Genomic DNA, 15,366 nt, shown 5'->3' with positions numbered 1-15,366 from the left:
CCCCGTCACTGTCTCACCGCGTTAAGCTTCGGCGGCCACTTGGCCAGCCACACTGAGGATCGGTAAGGCGCGAGCACCGAGGGACGCGGAATGAACCAGGGACGAACCGAGTGGATACGCGTTCCGGTCGGGAAGGACGCCGTTCGGTGGGCGACGCGGGGGCAGTGCCAAAAGGTGCTGCTCGTGGCGCACAACGTCACCTCGATCACGCGGCTGCTGGACGTTCTCCCGCTGTTCCATGACGACTTGCGCGTACAGCTCCTGGCCACGTGCCCGGAATCCTCCGCGTTCCGCTCAGGAGTCGACCGACTCCTCGCTGACACAGGGGTGCCACTGCTGCCCTGGGAACAGGCGCGCGACACGCCGGTCGACCTCGCGATCTCGGCCAGCTTTGGCGGTCAACTCCAGGCCCTCAAAGGGACGTTGCTCGTCATTTCGCATGGTGTTGGGTATACTAAGAGGCTGGCGAAGCCGGAAGCCGGAAGCCGGAAGCCGGAAGCCGGAAGCCGGAAGCCGGAAGCCGGAAGCCGGAAGCCGGAAGCCGGAAGCCGGAAGCCGGAAGCCCCGGTGCCGGTCTTCGGGCTGTCCCCGGAGTGGCTCCTGTCGGACGAAACCGGCCTTCCCCTCGCGGACGCCCTGGTTCTCTCCCATCCCGAGCAGCTCGATCGCCTGCGGGCCGCATGCCCTGAAGCCGCCCCTACGGCCGTAATCGCCGGGGATCCCTGCTTCGACCGGATGCTTGCGGCTCGTCCGTACCGGGAGAGGTTCCGCAGGGCGCTGGGCGTGCGGCGCGGCCAGCGGCTCGTCGTACTGAACTCCACCTGGAACCCGGAATCGCTCTTCGGCGACGGCGGCGGTGATGACGTTCTGCCATCTTTGCTGCCACGCCTGACCGCCGAACTCCCGGCGGACGAATACCGCCTCGCCGCCGTCCTGCACCCCAACACCTGGCATGGGCACGGTCCCGGTCAGATTCGTGCCTGGCTCGACCGGGCCCGGCGCGGCGGACTGGTGCTGATCGATCCGCTGGAAGGCTGGCGACAGACGCTGATCGCGGCTGATGCGGTGATCGGCGATCACGGGGCCGTCACTTACTACGCGGCGGCCCTCGGCACTCCCGTACTGCTGGGTGCCGCTCCTTTGTCCGGGCTCGACCCGCTGTCACCGGCGGCCGATTTCGTCCGCAGGGCGCCGCGTCTGGACCCGTGCGCCCCGCTGCTGCCTCAGTTGGAGTCACTGGGCGCGCAGCGCGGTCCGGTGCCGGGGCCCCGGGAGTTCACCAGCTCGCTGCCCGGCGAGTCCGCTCCCAGGTTGCGTCAGCTCTTCTACGACCTGATGGGTATTCCCGAACCGTCCTGGCCCGCGCTCCTGGACCCGCTGCCACTCCCCCCGTACGAGCCTGTCTCCCGTACGGCACCCTTGCGTGTTCTGACGCGGTTGCCGGGGGCCCGAGAGGTCGTGGTGGAGCGCTATGCCGGTGCGGCGTACGAGCCGGCAGGCGACGGCGAGGTGCATACGGCTGTCCATGAGGACACTCGCGATGTGGACGCTCTCGACCTCGCCGATGTCATCCTCCGGTACGGCGCCCCTGAGGACCCGCGCCTCGGCTCGCCCGCGCAGTGGACGGCCGAGGTACTGGAACTGCACCCGGACTGCGCCCTCGCCGCCTACATCACCGGGCCCGGCGCCTGCACCGTCCGTTTGCGCGACGGCCGCGTCCTGCGGCTGGCTTCCCAGCCATCGGCGGACGTCGATCCCGCGGCCTGCGCCTCCGCGCTGCATGCGTGGCTGGCCGCAGGCAACCCACTGGACACGCTCGTCGCCCGGGGGCTGATCGTCCGGACCGGCACCGTCAGTCATCCCGTCGCTGTCACCCCTGCGACCGGCTGAGGCACCGCTCGCGCATGGCCCTCAGGTAGGCGAGGTGGTACTCAGCCCGTTCACCCGCGAGTTTCGCGATCGCCTCCTCGACGAGCGGCAGGGCGGCGGCGTGGTCCGGTGCGTCGAGACGGGTCTCAGCGAGGTCGGTGAGCACACGTGCCGTGTTGTACGCCTCCCCGCGTTCCCGGAAGAACTGCAGAGCGCCCTCCAGGTGCTCGCGCGCCGCCTGGTGCCTTCCCAAGCCCCGCAGTGCCCGGCCGCGGTGGCGTTCGAGCAGGGCGCGGGCGCGCGGGAGGTCGGCCGCGCCTTCGTCGTCGGGGCCGATCCCGTCGTAGATCTCTCCCGCTTCGTCGAAGCAGGCGTACGCCTCGGCGAAGCGCCACTGTCGCAGCCGCAGCAGCCCGAGGAACTCGACCGATGAGGCATGGCCTCGGAGGTGGCCGGCCGCGCGCTCGTCCGCGGCGGCCGCTACCGCCAGCGCCTCCGCCTCTTCGTAGCGCTGCAACTCCGTCAGGGTGTGGGCGAGTTGCGCCTTCAGCGCTCCCGCGGCGCGGGAGCCCAGATGGTGCGCGGCAGCTGTGCTGGACGCGAGCCGCAGCGCGGGCAGCAGCTCGTCGTGGTGGCCTGCTTTGAGCTGCAGCGGCCAGAGAGCCTGGCCGAGGGCCATGACGGTGTCATGGTTTCCGAACTCCTCGGCCGCTCGCATCGCCTCGACGATGTTGCCCGACTCGGCGGCGAGAACCGACAGCGCTTGTCCACGGTCGGTGTAATCCCTCGGGTCCGGCTGTACGGGGAGTGACGGGACGCGCCAGCTTTCCGGCAGGGCGCCCCGGGCCGCGCTCAGGGCGAGATGCCGGTACCCGTCGACGACCCGGGACACGGCGCCCGCGCATGCCGGGATGCCGTCGTCGCGTACAGCAGCCTGCTCGGCGTGCCGCCGTACGGCTGGGCGGTAGCGGAAGCGGCCGTCGTCCGTGTGCTCCAGCAGCTGCCGGTCGGCGAGTTCAGCGAGGATGCGGGCGGCGTCTCGTTCGTCGGTCTGCGCGGCGTGCGCTGCCGCGGCAGGGGTGATGGCGGGCCACGCACGCAGGCTCACCAGTCGGTACACGCGGGCCACATCCGCGTCCAGCGAGCGATAGGCGTCCTCGACGGCGGTACGGACAGGCTCGTCCTCGTGCATCGCGGATTCCTCCCGCACGTGGGGCGCCGGCAGCGGCTGAGAGAGCCGGAGCGCGGCAGCCCGCAGAGCGTAGGGCGAGCCACCGCACCGGGCGAGGAGCGGCGGCAGCACGGCACGCGCCGCGGCGACCGCCGGCTTGCCGGCGATCTCGGTCAGCAGTCTTCTCGCGTCCTTGTCCGCCAGGGGGCCGACAGGGATGCGCAGCGCGTCAAGGCCGGGCAGTGGGTGGCGGGAGACCACGAGGGTGAACAGGCCGGGTGCCGCGGTGATGAGTGGTCGGAGCTGAGCGGCTGAATGGGCATGGTCGACAACGACCAGCAGTTGCCGGCCGGAGACTAGGCGCCGGAAATGCTCGATCCGCCCCTCGGCCGAAGGCGGAATCTCTTCCTCGGGCACACCGAGCTGCCGCAGCAGACGGCGCAACGCCGAGAAGGCGTCGAGCGCGGTGCGGCTGGACCCGCCGTGCAGGTCGACGTAGAGCTGACCGTCCGGATAGCGCTGTGCCTCTTTGTTTCCCCAGTGCACAGCGAGGGTGCTGGTGCCCATGGCCTCGGCGCCGTGCAGGAGTGCCACCCGGGGCCGGCCGTCGGCGGGGCGCGACGCCTCCTCGTCGAGGAGCTTCATCGCCTCCCGCCTGTCGGTGAAGAACCGTACCGAGGGCGGAAGCTGGGGACGCCCAGCGGCGCCACGCGTCGATGGCATGCCCTGTGTGAACGCCTCCCACCTCAGGGCCAGCTGAGGGTCACGGTGTACCCCCTCGAAGACCACACGTGCCACGGCCTCTCTTTCCACGCCGCTGGTGGGTGCGGCCACGTCTCGTCCGGCGATCCGCCGCACCAGCCCGCCCGCGGACTCCCAGGCGCGCTTCCCCGCCTCGTTCGCCATCCCCGACCCGACCGCGCCCAACACGGCCGTAATGGCCGCCAGCGACATGGGATCCAGCATTGCGTTTCCACCCCCGTCCTCCCGAAGTCGCGGCCCTCTGTGCCACGCGTGCACCGTGTACCGCATCCGCTATCAGGCCCCAACGGTAGCTGCTGCGACATGCGCAGATGGTGTGCTCAGGACACAACCGCTCGGACGCCAGGGCGTGTTCGGCCGAGCGGCGCCACCTTCGCGACGGGAGCGGCCGGCGCACAGCGCCCTCCGAGTGAAATATGCGCAAAAGGGGCGTAGTGTAGTGAAAGTGCCGTAATGCACTGCGGACGGGCGCTGGAGGCGGCGCGTATGACAGATCCCTACGGCTTCCTCAGGACACCCCGCAGGCCCAGCGGGGCACGCCCCGTCGAGGAACGGCTGAGCGACTGGAACGAGGTCCACGCGGGACAGCCGCTGCTTCCTCTCGTGTCCGAGCAGGCAGCGCGCTGCATGGACTGCGGCATACCGTTCTGCCACAGCGGCTGCCCGCTGGGAAATCTCATCCCCGAGTGGAACGCGTACGCGGCGCGCGGCGACTGGCGCGCCGCGGCCGAGCGGCTGCACGCGACCAACAACTTCCCCGAGTTCACCGGGCGGCTGTGCCCGGCACCGTGCGAGGACGCCTGTGTACTGGCCGTCAACGCCGATCCGGTCACGATCAAGAACGTCGAACAGGCCATCGCCGACCACGCCTGGGAGCGGGAGTACGTGCCACCGCAGCCGCCGCAGCGGCTGAGCGGGAAGACCGTCGCCGTCATCGGGTCGGGGCCGGCCGGGCTGGCGGCGGCCCAGCAGCTCACCCGGGCCGGTCACACCGTCGCCGTGTACGAGCGCGCCGACCGCATCGGCGGGCTGCTGCGCTACGGCATTCCCGAGTTCAAGATGGAGAAGCGGCACCTGGACCGCCGGATCGAGCAGATGCGGGCCGAGGGCACGAAGTTCCGCACCGGGGTGTGGGTCGGCAGCGCCCTGGACGCCACCGCGCTGCGGAGGCGCCACGACGCGGTGGTCGTGGCCGTCGGCGCCACGGAACGGCGGGAACTGCCTGTTCCCGGCCGCGAACTGAACGGCATCCACCAAGCGATGGACTACCTGACCGAGTCCAACCGCACCAGGGAGGGCGACCGTCCCTCGCCGCCCCTCACCGCAGAGGGCAAGCACGTGGTGATCGTCGGCGGCGGAGACACCGGATCGGACTGCCTGGGCACCGCGCTGCGCCAGGGTGCGGCCTCCGTGACGCAGCTGGACATCAATGCCGTGCCGGGCGACACCCGGGCGGAGACCGAGCCGTGGCCCGTGTACCCGAAGGTCTACCGGATCTCCCACGCCCATCACGAGGCCCGGGAACGCCACGGCACGGATCCGAGGGTCTTCTCCTGCGCCACATTCCGCTTCGAGGGGGAACCGGCGGGCCACGTACGCGCTGTGCACCTGACGGAGGTGGAGCCGGCGTCCAGGAGCCCGCTGCCGGGCACCGAGCGGACGATCCCGGCCGAGCTGGTGCTGCTCGCCCTCGGCTTCTGCGGCCCCGAGCGGGACAGCGGTCTGATGGAGCAGCTCGGGCTCACACTGGACGGCCGGGGGAACTTCGCCCGGGACACCGCCTTCGCCGCCGTGTCGGCGGAACAGCGGAGGCAGACCGGGCGCAGCGGGGCGGAGGGCGTGTTCATCGCGGGCGACGCGGGACGCGGCCAGTCGCTGGTGGTGTGGGCCATCGCGGAGGGACGAGCCGCCGCCGCGGCCACCGACCGTTACCTGACCGGCTCCACGGTGCTCCCGGCCCCGGTCTCCCCGGCGGACCGGCCCCTGACGGCGTAACTCTTTTCTGACCACTCGTCAACTCTCCGTGTTCAAACGAGTTTGACCGGCGATCGGGTCCCGGTCGAGTGGCAACCAGGCGGTGGACGACGGAGACTGGGTGAGGACGATTCGCGACCGGAGGAATTCTCTTCAGGGGTTCGCATGGAAGAAGAATCTGTCGAGGTTCTGCCGCCCGCGCCGGATGAATCCGCATTCGTCGAGCGCGGATACGCCGGCCCGGTGACCGACACCGAAAAGAACTTTGCCGCAGTACTGGCCGAGGTCGTCTGCGTCGAGCGGGTGTCGGCCGACAGCCACTTCTTCGACGACCTGGGTGCTAATTCCCTCGTCATGGCTCACTTCTGCGCGAAGGTCAGGAAACGCGCGGACCTCCCGTCGGTCTCGATGAAGGACATTTACCGCAATCCGACGATCCGAAGTCTTGCGGTGGCACTTGAGGAAACCGCCCCCGCTCCTGCTGAGCCGTCGATTCCGGTGCAGACCCAGGAAGTGGAACCGGCCGGCACGCCGCGTTATGTCCTCTGCGGAACGGCCCAGTTGCTGCTGTTCCTCGGCTATTCGTTCCTGGCGGCAGTCGTCACCGGCCGGGGGTACGTGTGGGTCTCCGACGGCTCGGGGCTCGCCGACATCTACCTGCGTTCGCTTGTCTTCGGCGGTGCCGGATTCGTGGGCCTGTGCACCTTCCCGGTCGTCGCCAAATGGATTCTGATCGGCCGGTGGAGGGCCCGTGAATTCCCGGTATGGGGGCTGACGTATCTGCGCTTCTGGACCGTCAAGGTTCTGCTCCACGCCAACCCGATGGTCTTCTTCGTCGGCAATCCCCTGTACGTGCTGTACCTGCGGGCACTCGGCGCCCGGATCGGCAAGCGCGTCACGGTCCTCTCCCGCACCGTTCCGGTCTGCACCGACCTGCTCAGAATCGGCACCGGTACGGTGATCCGCAAGGACTCGCACTTCCTGTGCTACCGGGCGCACGCCGGACGTATCGAGACCGGCCGGGTCACCCTGGGCCGGGACGTGTTCGTCGGCGAGAAGACCGTCCTCGACATCGGCACGTCGATGGGGGACGGCGCCCAGCTGGGCCATACGTCGGCGCTGTACAGCGGCCAGCGGGTCCCGGACGGTGAGCGCTGGCACGGATCGCCCGCCCAGCGCACCGAAGTCGACTACGTGAGGGTCGCTCCGGCGCACTGCGGCACACTGCGCCGCGCCTGGTACGGCGTGCTCACCCTGCTCCAGCTGTTCCTGCTGTATGTGCCACTGACCGTGGGGGGCATGTACATGCTGCTGACCGAGGTCCCGGCGCTGGGCGACGCGCTGGCCCCCGGCACCGTGGGCTTCACGTCGTCGAAGCTCTACCTCGACGCGCTGATCGTGTCCCTCGTGCTGTTCTTCGGCTTCGTCGTCGTCGGTCTCGCCACGCTGCTCACCGTTCCGCGCCTGCTGAACCTGGTGATGAGGCCCGACAGGATCTACCCGCTGTACGGTCTCCACTACTCGGCGCACAGGGCGATCGCGCGCCTGACGAACGTGAAGTTCTTCCTCTGGCTCTGCGGTGACAGCTCCTACATCGTCGACTATCTGCGCGGTCTCGGATACGACCTGTCGCGGGTGGAGCAGACCGGGTCGAACTTCGGCTCGGACGTACAGCACGAGACCCCGTATCTGGCCTCCGTGGGCAGCGGAACGATGGTCGCCGACGGGCTTTCCCTCATGAACGCGGAATTTTCCAGCACGTCATTCCGTGTGTCCCGGGCGTCGATCGGGCCGCACAACTTCCTGGGAAACCACATCGCCTATCCCTCGGGCGGGAAGACCGGCGACAACTGTCTGCTCGGGACGAAGGTGATGATCCCTCTTGATGGCGAAGTACGGGAAGGCGTCGGGCTGCTCGGCTCCCCGTGTTTCGAAATTCCCCGCTCGGTGGAACGCGATTCCCGGTTCGACCATCTGCGGACCGGAGAAAACCTGCGCCGGAACCTCGCCGCGAAGAACCGCTACAACATCCGCACCATGGGCTGCTGCCTCGTCGTGCGGTGGTTTCATTTCTTCTTCCTCACGGTGCTCGGCCTCGCCGCCGTCGACCTGCACGGCGTAGTCGGACAGCTGGCGATAGCCGTGTCGCTGGTCCTCGGTCTCCTGTCCACCGCGGCCTATTTCGTCCTGCTGGAGCGCTCCTTCACCGGATTCCGCCCGCTGAAGCCCCGGTTGTGCTCGATCTACGACCCGTATTTCTGGTGGCACGAACGCCTGTGGAAGGTGCCCGACCACTACCTGAACGTATTCAACGGCACTCCCTTCAAGAACATGGTCTGGCGGTCGCTCGGAGTCCGGCTCGGCAGCAGGGTGTTCGACGACGGCTGCTATGTGACGGAGCGGACGCTCACCACCATCGGAAGCGACTGCACCCTCAATGCCGGGAGCAAAATCCAGTGCCATTCGCAGGAGGACGGCACCTTCAAGTCCGACCACAGCGCGATCGGCACCGGTTGCACCATCGGTGTCGGTGCCCTCGTCCACTACGGCGTAACCATGGGCGACGGCGCGGTGCTCGCCGCCGACTCCTTCCTGATGAAGGGCGAGGACATGCCGCGGCACGCCCGGTGGGGCGGAAATCCCGCCGCCGCGTCGCGCGACGGCCACAACGATCCCGCGACGCGGCGACGGTGAGCGGAGGGAGAACGGGCATGCGGACCGAAGCCGGCCGGAAGTTCTGGAGCGGTGTGCTCACCGCCGGTGGATCCACCGCGCTCCCCCGCTGGGCGCCGGACCCGGCGCCGGGGATCGCCACGTACAAGGCGGCCGTCCCGGACGACGTCGTGGCAGTGCTGCACCGGCTCGCCGAGGACCTGGCGATGCCGTTGACCTCGGTGGTGCTCGCCGCGCACACCAAGGTGCTCGCGGCGCTGTCCGGCGACCTGGAGGTCAGCACGGGCTACGTCGCCGCCGGGGGCGGCCCGCCGCTGCCCTGCCGGCTGACGGCCGCATCGGAATCGTGGCGGGAACTGCTGGTGCGAACCCGCCGGTCCGAGTCGGAACTGCTGGCGCACAAGGACTTCCCGGTCGACAAGCTCAGGCACGAACTGCACCTGGCCGGGCCGTCGACCGAGGCGGCGTTCGACCCGGCCGGCGGCGACGGCGACCTCCCCGGACATGTCGTCTTCGGGCTGGGCGTGTCGCGGGACGACGGGAGTCTCTCGCTGCGGTTGCGGTACCGCTCCGACGCGCTGGACGCGGACGCCGCCGGCAGGATCGCCGGCTACCACCTCACCGCGCTCGCGCTGATCGCCGCCGACCCGGACGCGGAGCACCGGCGGCAGAGCCTGCTCTCCGCCGGGGAACTCCGGTTCCAGACCGAAGGACTGGCCGGGCCGCACCGGGACCTGCCGGACCGCAGGGTCCACGAGCTGTTCGAGGAGCGGGTACGGGCCCACCCCGAGGCCGTCGCGGCCGTGCACGGCGACCGGCAGTGGACGTACCGGGAGCTCAACGAACGAGCCAACCGGCTCGGACGGGCCCTGCTGGCCCGGGGCCTGCGGCGCGAAGGTGTCGTCGCCGTGGTGACCGAGCGCAACCTGGACTGGATGGCCGCCGTTCTCGCCGTCTTCAAGGCCGGCGGGGTGTACCTGCCCATCGAGCCGCACTTCCCCGCCGAGCGCATCGCGGCCACCCTGTCCCGCGCCGGGTGCGGGCTCGTGCTGACCGAACGCGGCAGCACCGCCACGCTCGACCAGGCCCTCGCTTCGACCTCCCCCGGCACTCCGTCCCCCGGCTCGTCACCCGGAGTGCGAAAGCTCCACGTACACGAGGCTTACGCCGAGGACCGCACCGGCGCCGATCTCGGCGTCCGTGTGGCACCGGACCAGGCGGCGTACATCTACTTCACCTCCGGCTCCACCGGCGAGCCCAAGGGTGCGATGTGTGAACACGCGGGCATGCTCAACCACCTCTACGCCAAGATCGACGACCTGGAGATCGGCGAGGGGCAGGTGGTGGCCCAGACCGCACCCCAGTGCTTCGACATATCGCTGTGGCAGCTGCTCTCCGCGCTTGTGGTGGGAGGGCGGACCCTGCTGGTCGAGCAGGAGGTGATCCTGGACGTCCAGCGGTTCGTGGACAGGATCGTCGACGGTCGGGTGACGGTGCTGCAGGTCGTGCCGTCCTACCTCGACGTCGTGGTGTCCCGCCTGGAGCAGCACCCCCGTGAGCTGCCGGACCTGCGGTACGTGTCGGCCACCGGCGAGGCACTGAAGAAGGAGCTCGTACAGCGCTGGTTCGCGGCCGCGCCGGGCATCCGGCTGGTCAACGCCTACGGGCTGACGGAGACCTCGGACGACACCAACCACGAGGTCATGGACCGCGTTCCGGACACCGAGCGGGTGCCGCTCGGCCGGTGCGTCAACAACGTGCGTGTCCACGTCGTCGACGAGCAGCTGGCACCGGTGCCGCTCGGGGCCCCCGGCGTGATCGCCTTCTCCGGCGTCTGTGTCGGCCGCGGGTACGTCAACGACCCCGAGCGCACCCGCCAGGCCTTCATGACCGATCCGCACAGCGCCGGGCGGCGCCTCTACCGAGGCGGCGACTACGGCCGCTGGCTGCCCGGTGGCAAGCTGGACTTCCTCGGCCGCCGGGACAGCCAGGTCAAGATCCGTGGCTTCCGGATCGAGATCGGCGAGGTCGAGAACACGCTGCTGCGGGTGCCCGGTGTCCGCGACGGCGCGGTGGTCGTCGCCGAGCGGCCCGACCGGAGCGCGCACCTGGTCGCCTTCTGCACCGGCCCGCGGCCGCTCGATGTCGGCGTCCTGCTGGACCGGCTGGGCGCGTCGCTGCCCGAGTACATGGTCCCGTCGGCCGTCCACTGGCGGGAAAGTCTGCCGGTGACCGCCAACGGCAAGACCGACCGGAAGACGCTGACCGCGCTGGCCGGCGAACTCGGCGCGGCAGGCGAGGAGCGTGGCGCGCCGATGACGCCGGCCGAACAGCGGCTGGCGGCCGCCTGGGCGGAGGTGCTCGGCATCCCGCAGCACCGGATCGGGCGGCTGGACCACTTCTTCGACCGGGGCGGCACATCGTTGTCGGCGGTGAAGCTGGCGGTCGCCCTGGACCGCGCGGTGTCCGTCAAGGACGTCGCACGTCACCCGGTGCTCGCCGACCTGGCCCGGCTGCTCGACGGCGTACCCGAGCAGTCCGCCGGACTGCTGCAGCCCCTGTCGGAACCGGACGGTGCTCGGACCGGCGCCCTCATCTGCTTCCCGCCCGCCGGCGGCGGCGCGGTGAGCTTCGAGCCGATGGCCAGGGCCCTGCGGGGCATCGGACCGGCGGTGTACGCCGTCGAGCCGCCGAGCCACGACGTGAGCGCCGAGGGCAGAACCTTCGCTTCACTGGCGCACGTGGTGGAGGAGGTGAGCGCCGAGATCACCCGCCTCGGCCTGACCGGGATCCTGCTGTGGGGCCAATCCTCGGGTGCCGCGCCGGCGCTGGAGACGGCGCGGAGACTGCAGGAGCAAGGGGCAGATGTCCAACGGGTGTTCGTGGCGGCCCAGTTGCTCGGTGACGCCGCCGGCCGGCGCGCCGCCGTCACCGAGCTGACCGGTTGGAGCGACGCCGGGATCGCCGCCGAACTGAGCGCGGACAGCGCCTACGCCGGGCTCGGTCGGCTCGATGCCGGGCAGGTCGAGCACATTGCCGCCGCCTACCGGCACGACGTGGTGTCCGCCCACCGCTATTTCGCGGACGTTCTGGACAGCCCCCCGGCGGTGAAACTGGCCGCACCGGTCACGGTGTTGGTGGCCGCCGACGACCCGATCACCGCGGGGTTCCGGGAGCGGCACCGCGACTGGCAACTGCTGGCCGAACACGTCGACCTGCACGAGCTCGCCGACGGCGGTCACCACTTCCCGCGCACCCGTCCGGCGGAAGCGTCGAAGGCCGTGCTGCGCGCCGTCGACGGCCGGCTTCCCTGACGTGACGGACACGAACTGACGGACATGAACCGACCGACGTGAACTGACCGGCACGACGAAAGGAGAACGAGATGCCGACCTCATCCCCGGCGTCACCGCTCGACCTCGGGCTGGAATCAGGCAAACCCCCGGTGTTGAGGACCGGGACCGCAGGCGACCCGGCCCGCTGGGTGGCCGAGCACCGGGACTTGCTGCACGCCCACGTCGCCGAGCACGGCGCCGTCCTGGTCCGCGGCCTCGGCCTGCGCGACGCGGACGTGACCGGCACCGTCTTCCGGCGGCTGGCCACGGCCCTGATGACCGAGAAGGAGGCCTTCGCGCCCCGGCGGACCTACGCCCCCGGCGTGTACTCCTCGTCCCAGTGGCCGCCCAACCAGCCAATGTGCATGCACCACGAGCTGAGCTACGCCCTCGAGTTCCCCGGCCTGATGCTGTTCGCGTGCCTCGACGCGCCCACGGAGGGCGGGGCGACCGCGGTGGCCGACTCGTCGGCCGTACTGGAGGCACTGCCCGCCGAGCTGACCGAGCGGTTCGAGCGGGAGGGCTGGCTGCTCACCCGCAGCTACAACGACGAGATCGGGGCATCCGTGGCCGAGTCGTTCGGCACGGACGACCTCGGCGCTGTCGAGAGCTACTGCCGCGCCAACGCGATCGAATTCGACCGGCAGCCGGACGGGTCCCTGCGCACCAGGCAGCGCCGCAGCGCTGTGGTGCGTCACCCGGTCACCGGCGCACGCTGCTGGTTCAACCAGATCGCGTTCCTCAACGAGTGGACGATGGCCCCCGAGGTGCGCGAGTACCTCGTGGACGTCTATGGCGCCGACGGTCTGCCGTTCAACACCCGGTTCGGCGGCGGCGATCCCATCGGCGAAGACGTCGTACAACTGCTGAACAAGATCTACGAGGACAACACCGTACGCGAGCCGTGGCAGGCCGGCGACCTGATGATCGTCGACAACGTACGCACCGCACACAGCAGGGAGCCCTACGACGGACCCCGCGAGGTGCTCGTCGGGATGGCCGACCCGTTGCGCCTGGCCGACTGCTCGCCGACCGTGGAGGTGACCACGCCATGACTCCCAGGCGTTCCCCCGCGATGGAATTCGCCGTGCGCGAGCCGGTCGGTGTGCCGACGTTCGCCGTCGTCTCCGGCGCCCAGGTCGAGGGCGTGCTGCACGGGCGCGAGAAACAGATCGTGGAGCTGGTGGAAGCCACGTACCGGCTGCACAGCGCCGGTGACTGCGTGAACCCGCCGTCCTACTTTCTGCGGTTCCCCGACCGCCCGTCCTCCCGGATCATCGCGCTGCCTGCCTCGATCGGGGAGCCGATGCGGGTGGACGGCCTGAAGTGGATCTCCAGCTTCCCGGACAACGTGACGGCCGGCATCCCGAGGGCCTCGGCGGTCCTGATCCTCAACGACCATGGCACGGGCTACCCGTTCGCCTGTCTGGAAGGCTCCATCATCAGTGCCACCCGGACGGCCTCCTCGGCGGCCCTGGCGGCCCAGTGGCTCAGCCACGACCGACCGCGTCCGACGCGCGTCGGGTTCGTCGGCGCGGGCCTGATCGCCCGTTACATCTACGACTTCCTCGCCGCCACCGGTTGGTCGTTCGACGAGGTCGGCGTGCACGACGTGTCCGCCGACAGCGCGGCCGGGCTCCGCTGCTACCTGGAGCAGTCGCGTACCACCGGACGGATCACCGTGCACGACAGCGCGGAAGAGCTGATCCGTTACAGCGACCTGGCGGTCTTCGCCACCGTCGCCGCGCAGCCGCACGTCAACGACCTGTCGTGGTTCGAGCACAACCCGCTGGTGCTGCACGTGTCGCTGCGCGACCTGGCACCGGAGATCATCCTCGGCTCGTTCAACATCGTCGACGACGTCGAGCACTGCCTCAAGGCCAACACCTCGCCCCACCTGGCCGAACAGCTCACGGGCAACCGGGACTTCCTGCACGGCACGCTGGACGACGTGATGGCGGGACGGGTCACGGTTCCGAGGGGCCGGCCGGTCGTGTTCTCGCCGTTCGGCCTCGGGGTTCTCGATCTGGCGGTGGGCAAGTACGTCTACGACGAGGTGGCCCGTTCCGGAGGGCTGCACGTCGTCGACGATTTCTTCCACGAACTGCGGCGACACGGATGAGCCGACAGACGTCCGAGAGCGCTCCGCAGCAGATGAGGAGGCCATCGTGCCAGTCATATCCGTTCCCCAGGCCTTCAACGAGGAAGACCTCTACGTCGACCTCCGGCCGATCTTCGGGCACTCGCTCTTCCTGAAGTGCGAGGGCTTCAACTTCGCCGGCTCGATCAAGCTGAAGACCGCGATCGAGATGGTCGAGACCGCCGAACGGGACGGCGTCCTGAAGCCGGAGTCGGTCATCGTCGAATCCTCGTCCGGGAACCTGGGCGTGGCACTGAGCGTGATCGCCGCGAGCAAGGGCTACCGGTTTCTGTGCGTGACCGACTCCCGCTGCAACCTGGCGACCAGGCTGATGATGGAGGCGTTGGGCAGCCAGGTGCACGTCATCGCCGCCCAGAACGCCCGGGGCTTCCTCGGCGCGCGGCTCGACTACGTCCGCGCGCTGTGCGACTCCGACGACCGGTATGTGTGGCTCAGCCAGTACACCAATCCGAGCAACTGGAAGGCGCACTACCGCAGGACGGCGCCGGAGATCGCTCGCGGGTTCCCGCGTCTGGACGTGCTGTTCGTCGGGGCCGGCACCACGGGCACCCTGATGGGCTGCGCGCGTTACTTCCAGGAGTGGCACCGTCCGGTGCGGATCGTCGCGATCGACAGCGTCGGCTCGGTGTCGTTCGGCGGGCCCCCCGGCCGCCGGATGATCCCGGGACTGGGCATGAGCGTCCGTCCACCGCTGCTCGACGAGGCGTACGTCGACGAGGTCATCCACGTCGAAGAGGCGAACACCATCCGTGCCTGCCGTCGTCTGGCCAGACGCGGATTCTTGTTCGGCGGCTCCACCGGAACGGTGGTCAGCGGCGCGATGGGGTGGCTCGACCAGCACGACACCCGTGACCTCACCGCGGTGGCCATCGCCGCGGACCTCGGGGAGCGTTACCTCGACACCCTGTACCAGACCAACTGGCTGCAGGCCCTCTACGGCGAGGACGTGTTCGACTCCGAGGAGCCACCGGTCGGCTCCCGGCCTGCCGACACCCACCCCCGCGGACGAGGCGCCGCGGCCACCTGACCGGCAACACCGGACCCGCAAGGGCCGATGTGCAGGTGGTGCATCGCTTTACGGGCGATCAGGACGGCAGCCAGGGGGTGCAGCCGTTCGGATTGGTACACCAGGTGGTCGAGGTGGGTCAGGGCATGCATCGCTTCCATGGTCAACGGCTGCCTGGCGGGCAGGTGCTCGCGTTGTTCAGCCAAGAGGGCGGTCTGGTATTGAGGGTGGGTCAGCAGATCGGCGAGGCCCCATGCGAGTTGCCCGGCGGTGGTCTCCCGGGCGGCCCATACCAGGCCGAGGGCCTGGTGGACGGTGGAGCTGTCGGGCACGGCTGTGCCATCGGCGTAGCGGCTCTGGAACAAGGACTGATAGCGCATTTTGCCCTATTTTCTCCGTTACGCGCGCGTCATCG

At 69.8% G+C, this 15,366-nt stretch carries 9 protein-coding genes; 7 read left to right on the top strand and 2 right to left on the bottom strand.

Translation table 11 applies throughout. The features are described 5' to 3' along the window. Positions 1-90 precede the first annotated feature (90 nt). Positions 91-1,890, top strand: a complete 1,800-nt coding sequence (locus J7E91_RS23800; protein ID WP_214908098.1) for a hypothetical protein — start codon at positions 91-93, stop codon at positions 1,888-1,890. Here the strand turns inward: J7E91_RS23800 and J7E91_RS23795 are convergent. Then, positions 1,871-4,006, bottom strand: a complete 2,136-nt coding sequence (locus J7E91_RS23795; protein WP_214908095.1) for a tetratricopeptide repeat protein — start codon at positions 4,004-4,006, stop codon at positions 1,871-1,873. The genes J7E91_RS23800 and J7E91_RS23795 overlap by 20 nt on opposite strands. Positions 4,007-4,288: 282 nt before the next feature. Here J7E91_RS23795 and J7E91_RS23790 point away from each other — a divergent pair, with 282 nt between their 5' ends. The 6 genes from J7E91_RS23790 to sbnA all read left to right on the top strand — a co-directional run bounded on the left by J7E91_RS23790 (position 4,289) and on the right by sbnA (position 14,972). Beyond that, on the top strand, positions 4,289-5,797 hold the full coding sequence (locus tag J7E91_RS23790) for a glutamate synthase subunit beta (RefSeq protein WP_214908093.1): 1,509 nt from the start codon (positions 4,289-4,291) through the stop codon (positions 5,795-5,797). Positions 5,798-5,941: 144 nt separating this feature from the next. Continuing rightward, on the top strand, positions 5,942-8,470 hold the full coding sequence (locus tag J7E91_RS23785; protein WP_214908091.1) for a Pls/PosA family non-ribosomal peptide synthetase: 2,529 nt from the start codon (positions 5,942-5,944) through the stop codon (positions 8,468-8,470). 17 nt (positions 8,471-8,487) lie between these two features. Beyond that, on the top strand, positions 8,488-11,763 hold the full coding sequence (locus J7E91_RS23780; protein ID WP_214908089.1) for an amino acid adenylation domain-containing protein: 3,276 nt from the start codon (positions 8,488-8,490) through the stop codon (positions 11,761-11,763). A 71-nt stretch (positions 11,764-11,834) separates the two neighbouring features. Continuing rightward, positions 11,835-12,839: a TauD/TfdA family dioxygenase gene (locus J7E91_RS23775; RefSeq protein WP_214908087.1), complete on the top strand. Its 1,005-nt coding sequence runs from the start codon at positions 11,835-11,837 to the stop codon at positions 12,837-12,839. Next, entirely contained in the window at positions 12,836-13,906 is a 1,071-nt protein-coding gene (gene sbnB, locus J7E91_RS23770; RefSeq protein WP_214908085.1) for a 2,3-diaminopropionate biosynthesis protein SbnB, read from the top strand. Before J7E91_RS23775 ends, sbnB begins: the two co-directional genes overlap by 4 nt. Positions 13,907-13,952: 46 nt before the next feature. Beyond that, the gene (gene sbnA / locus J7E91_RS23765; protein WP_214908083.1) at positions 13,953-14,972 is read left to right on the top strand and encodes a 2,3-diaminopropionate biosynthesis protein SbnA; all 1,020 of its coding nucleotides are present in this window, start codon (positions 13,953-13,955) and stop codon (positions 14,970-14,972) included. Here sbnA and J7E91_RS23760 read toward each other — a convergent pair. After that, positions 14,879-15,331, bottom strand: a complete 453-nt coding sequence (locus J7E91_RS23760) for a cytochrome P450 (protein ID WP_214908081.1) — start codon at positions 15,329-15,331, stop codon at positions 14,879-14,881. The genes sbnA and J7E91_RS23760 overlap by 94 nt on opposite strands. Positions 15,332-15,366: the final 35 nt, after the last annotated feature.

It is taken from the genome of Streptomyces sp. ISL-99 (genome assembly GCF_018614005.1).
In the GTDB taxonomy this organism is placed as follows: domain Bacteria; phylum Actinomycetota; class Actinomycetes; order Streptomycetales; family Streptomycetaceae; genus Streptomyces; species Streptomyces flavidovirens.
The sequence above is the reverse complement of the archived record's forward strand: the minus strand, read 5'-3'. Positions and strand labels throughout refer to the sequence as shown.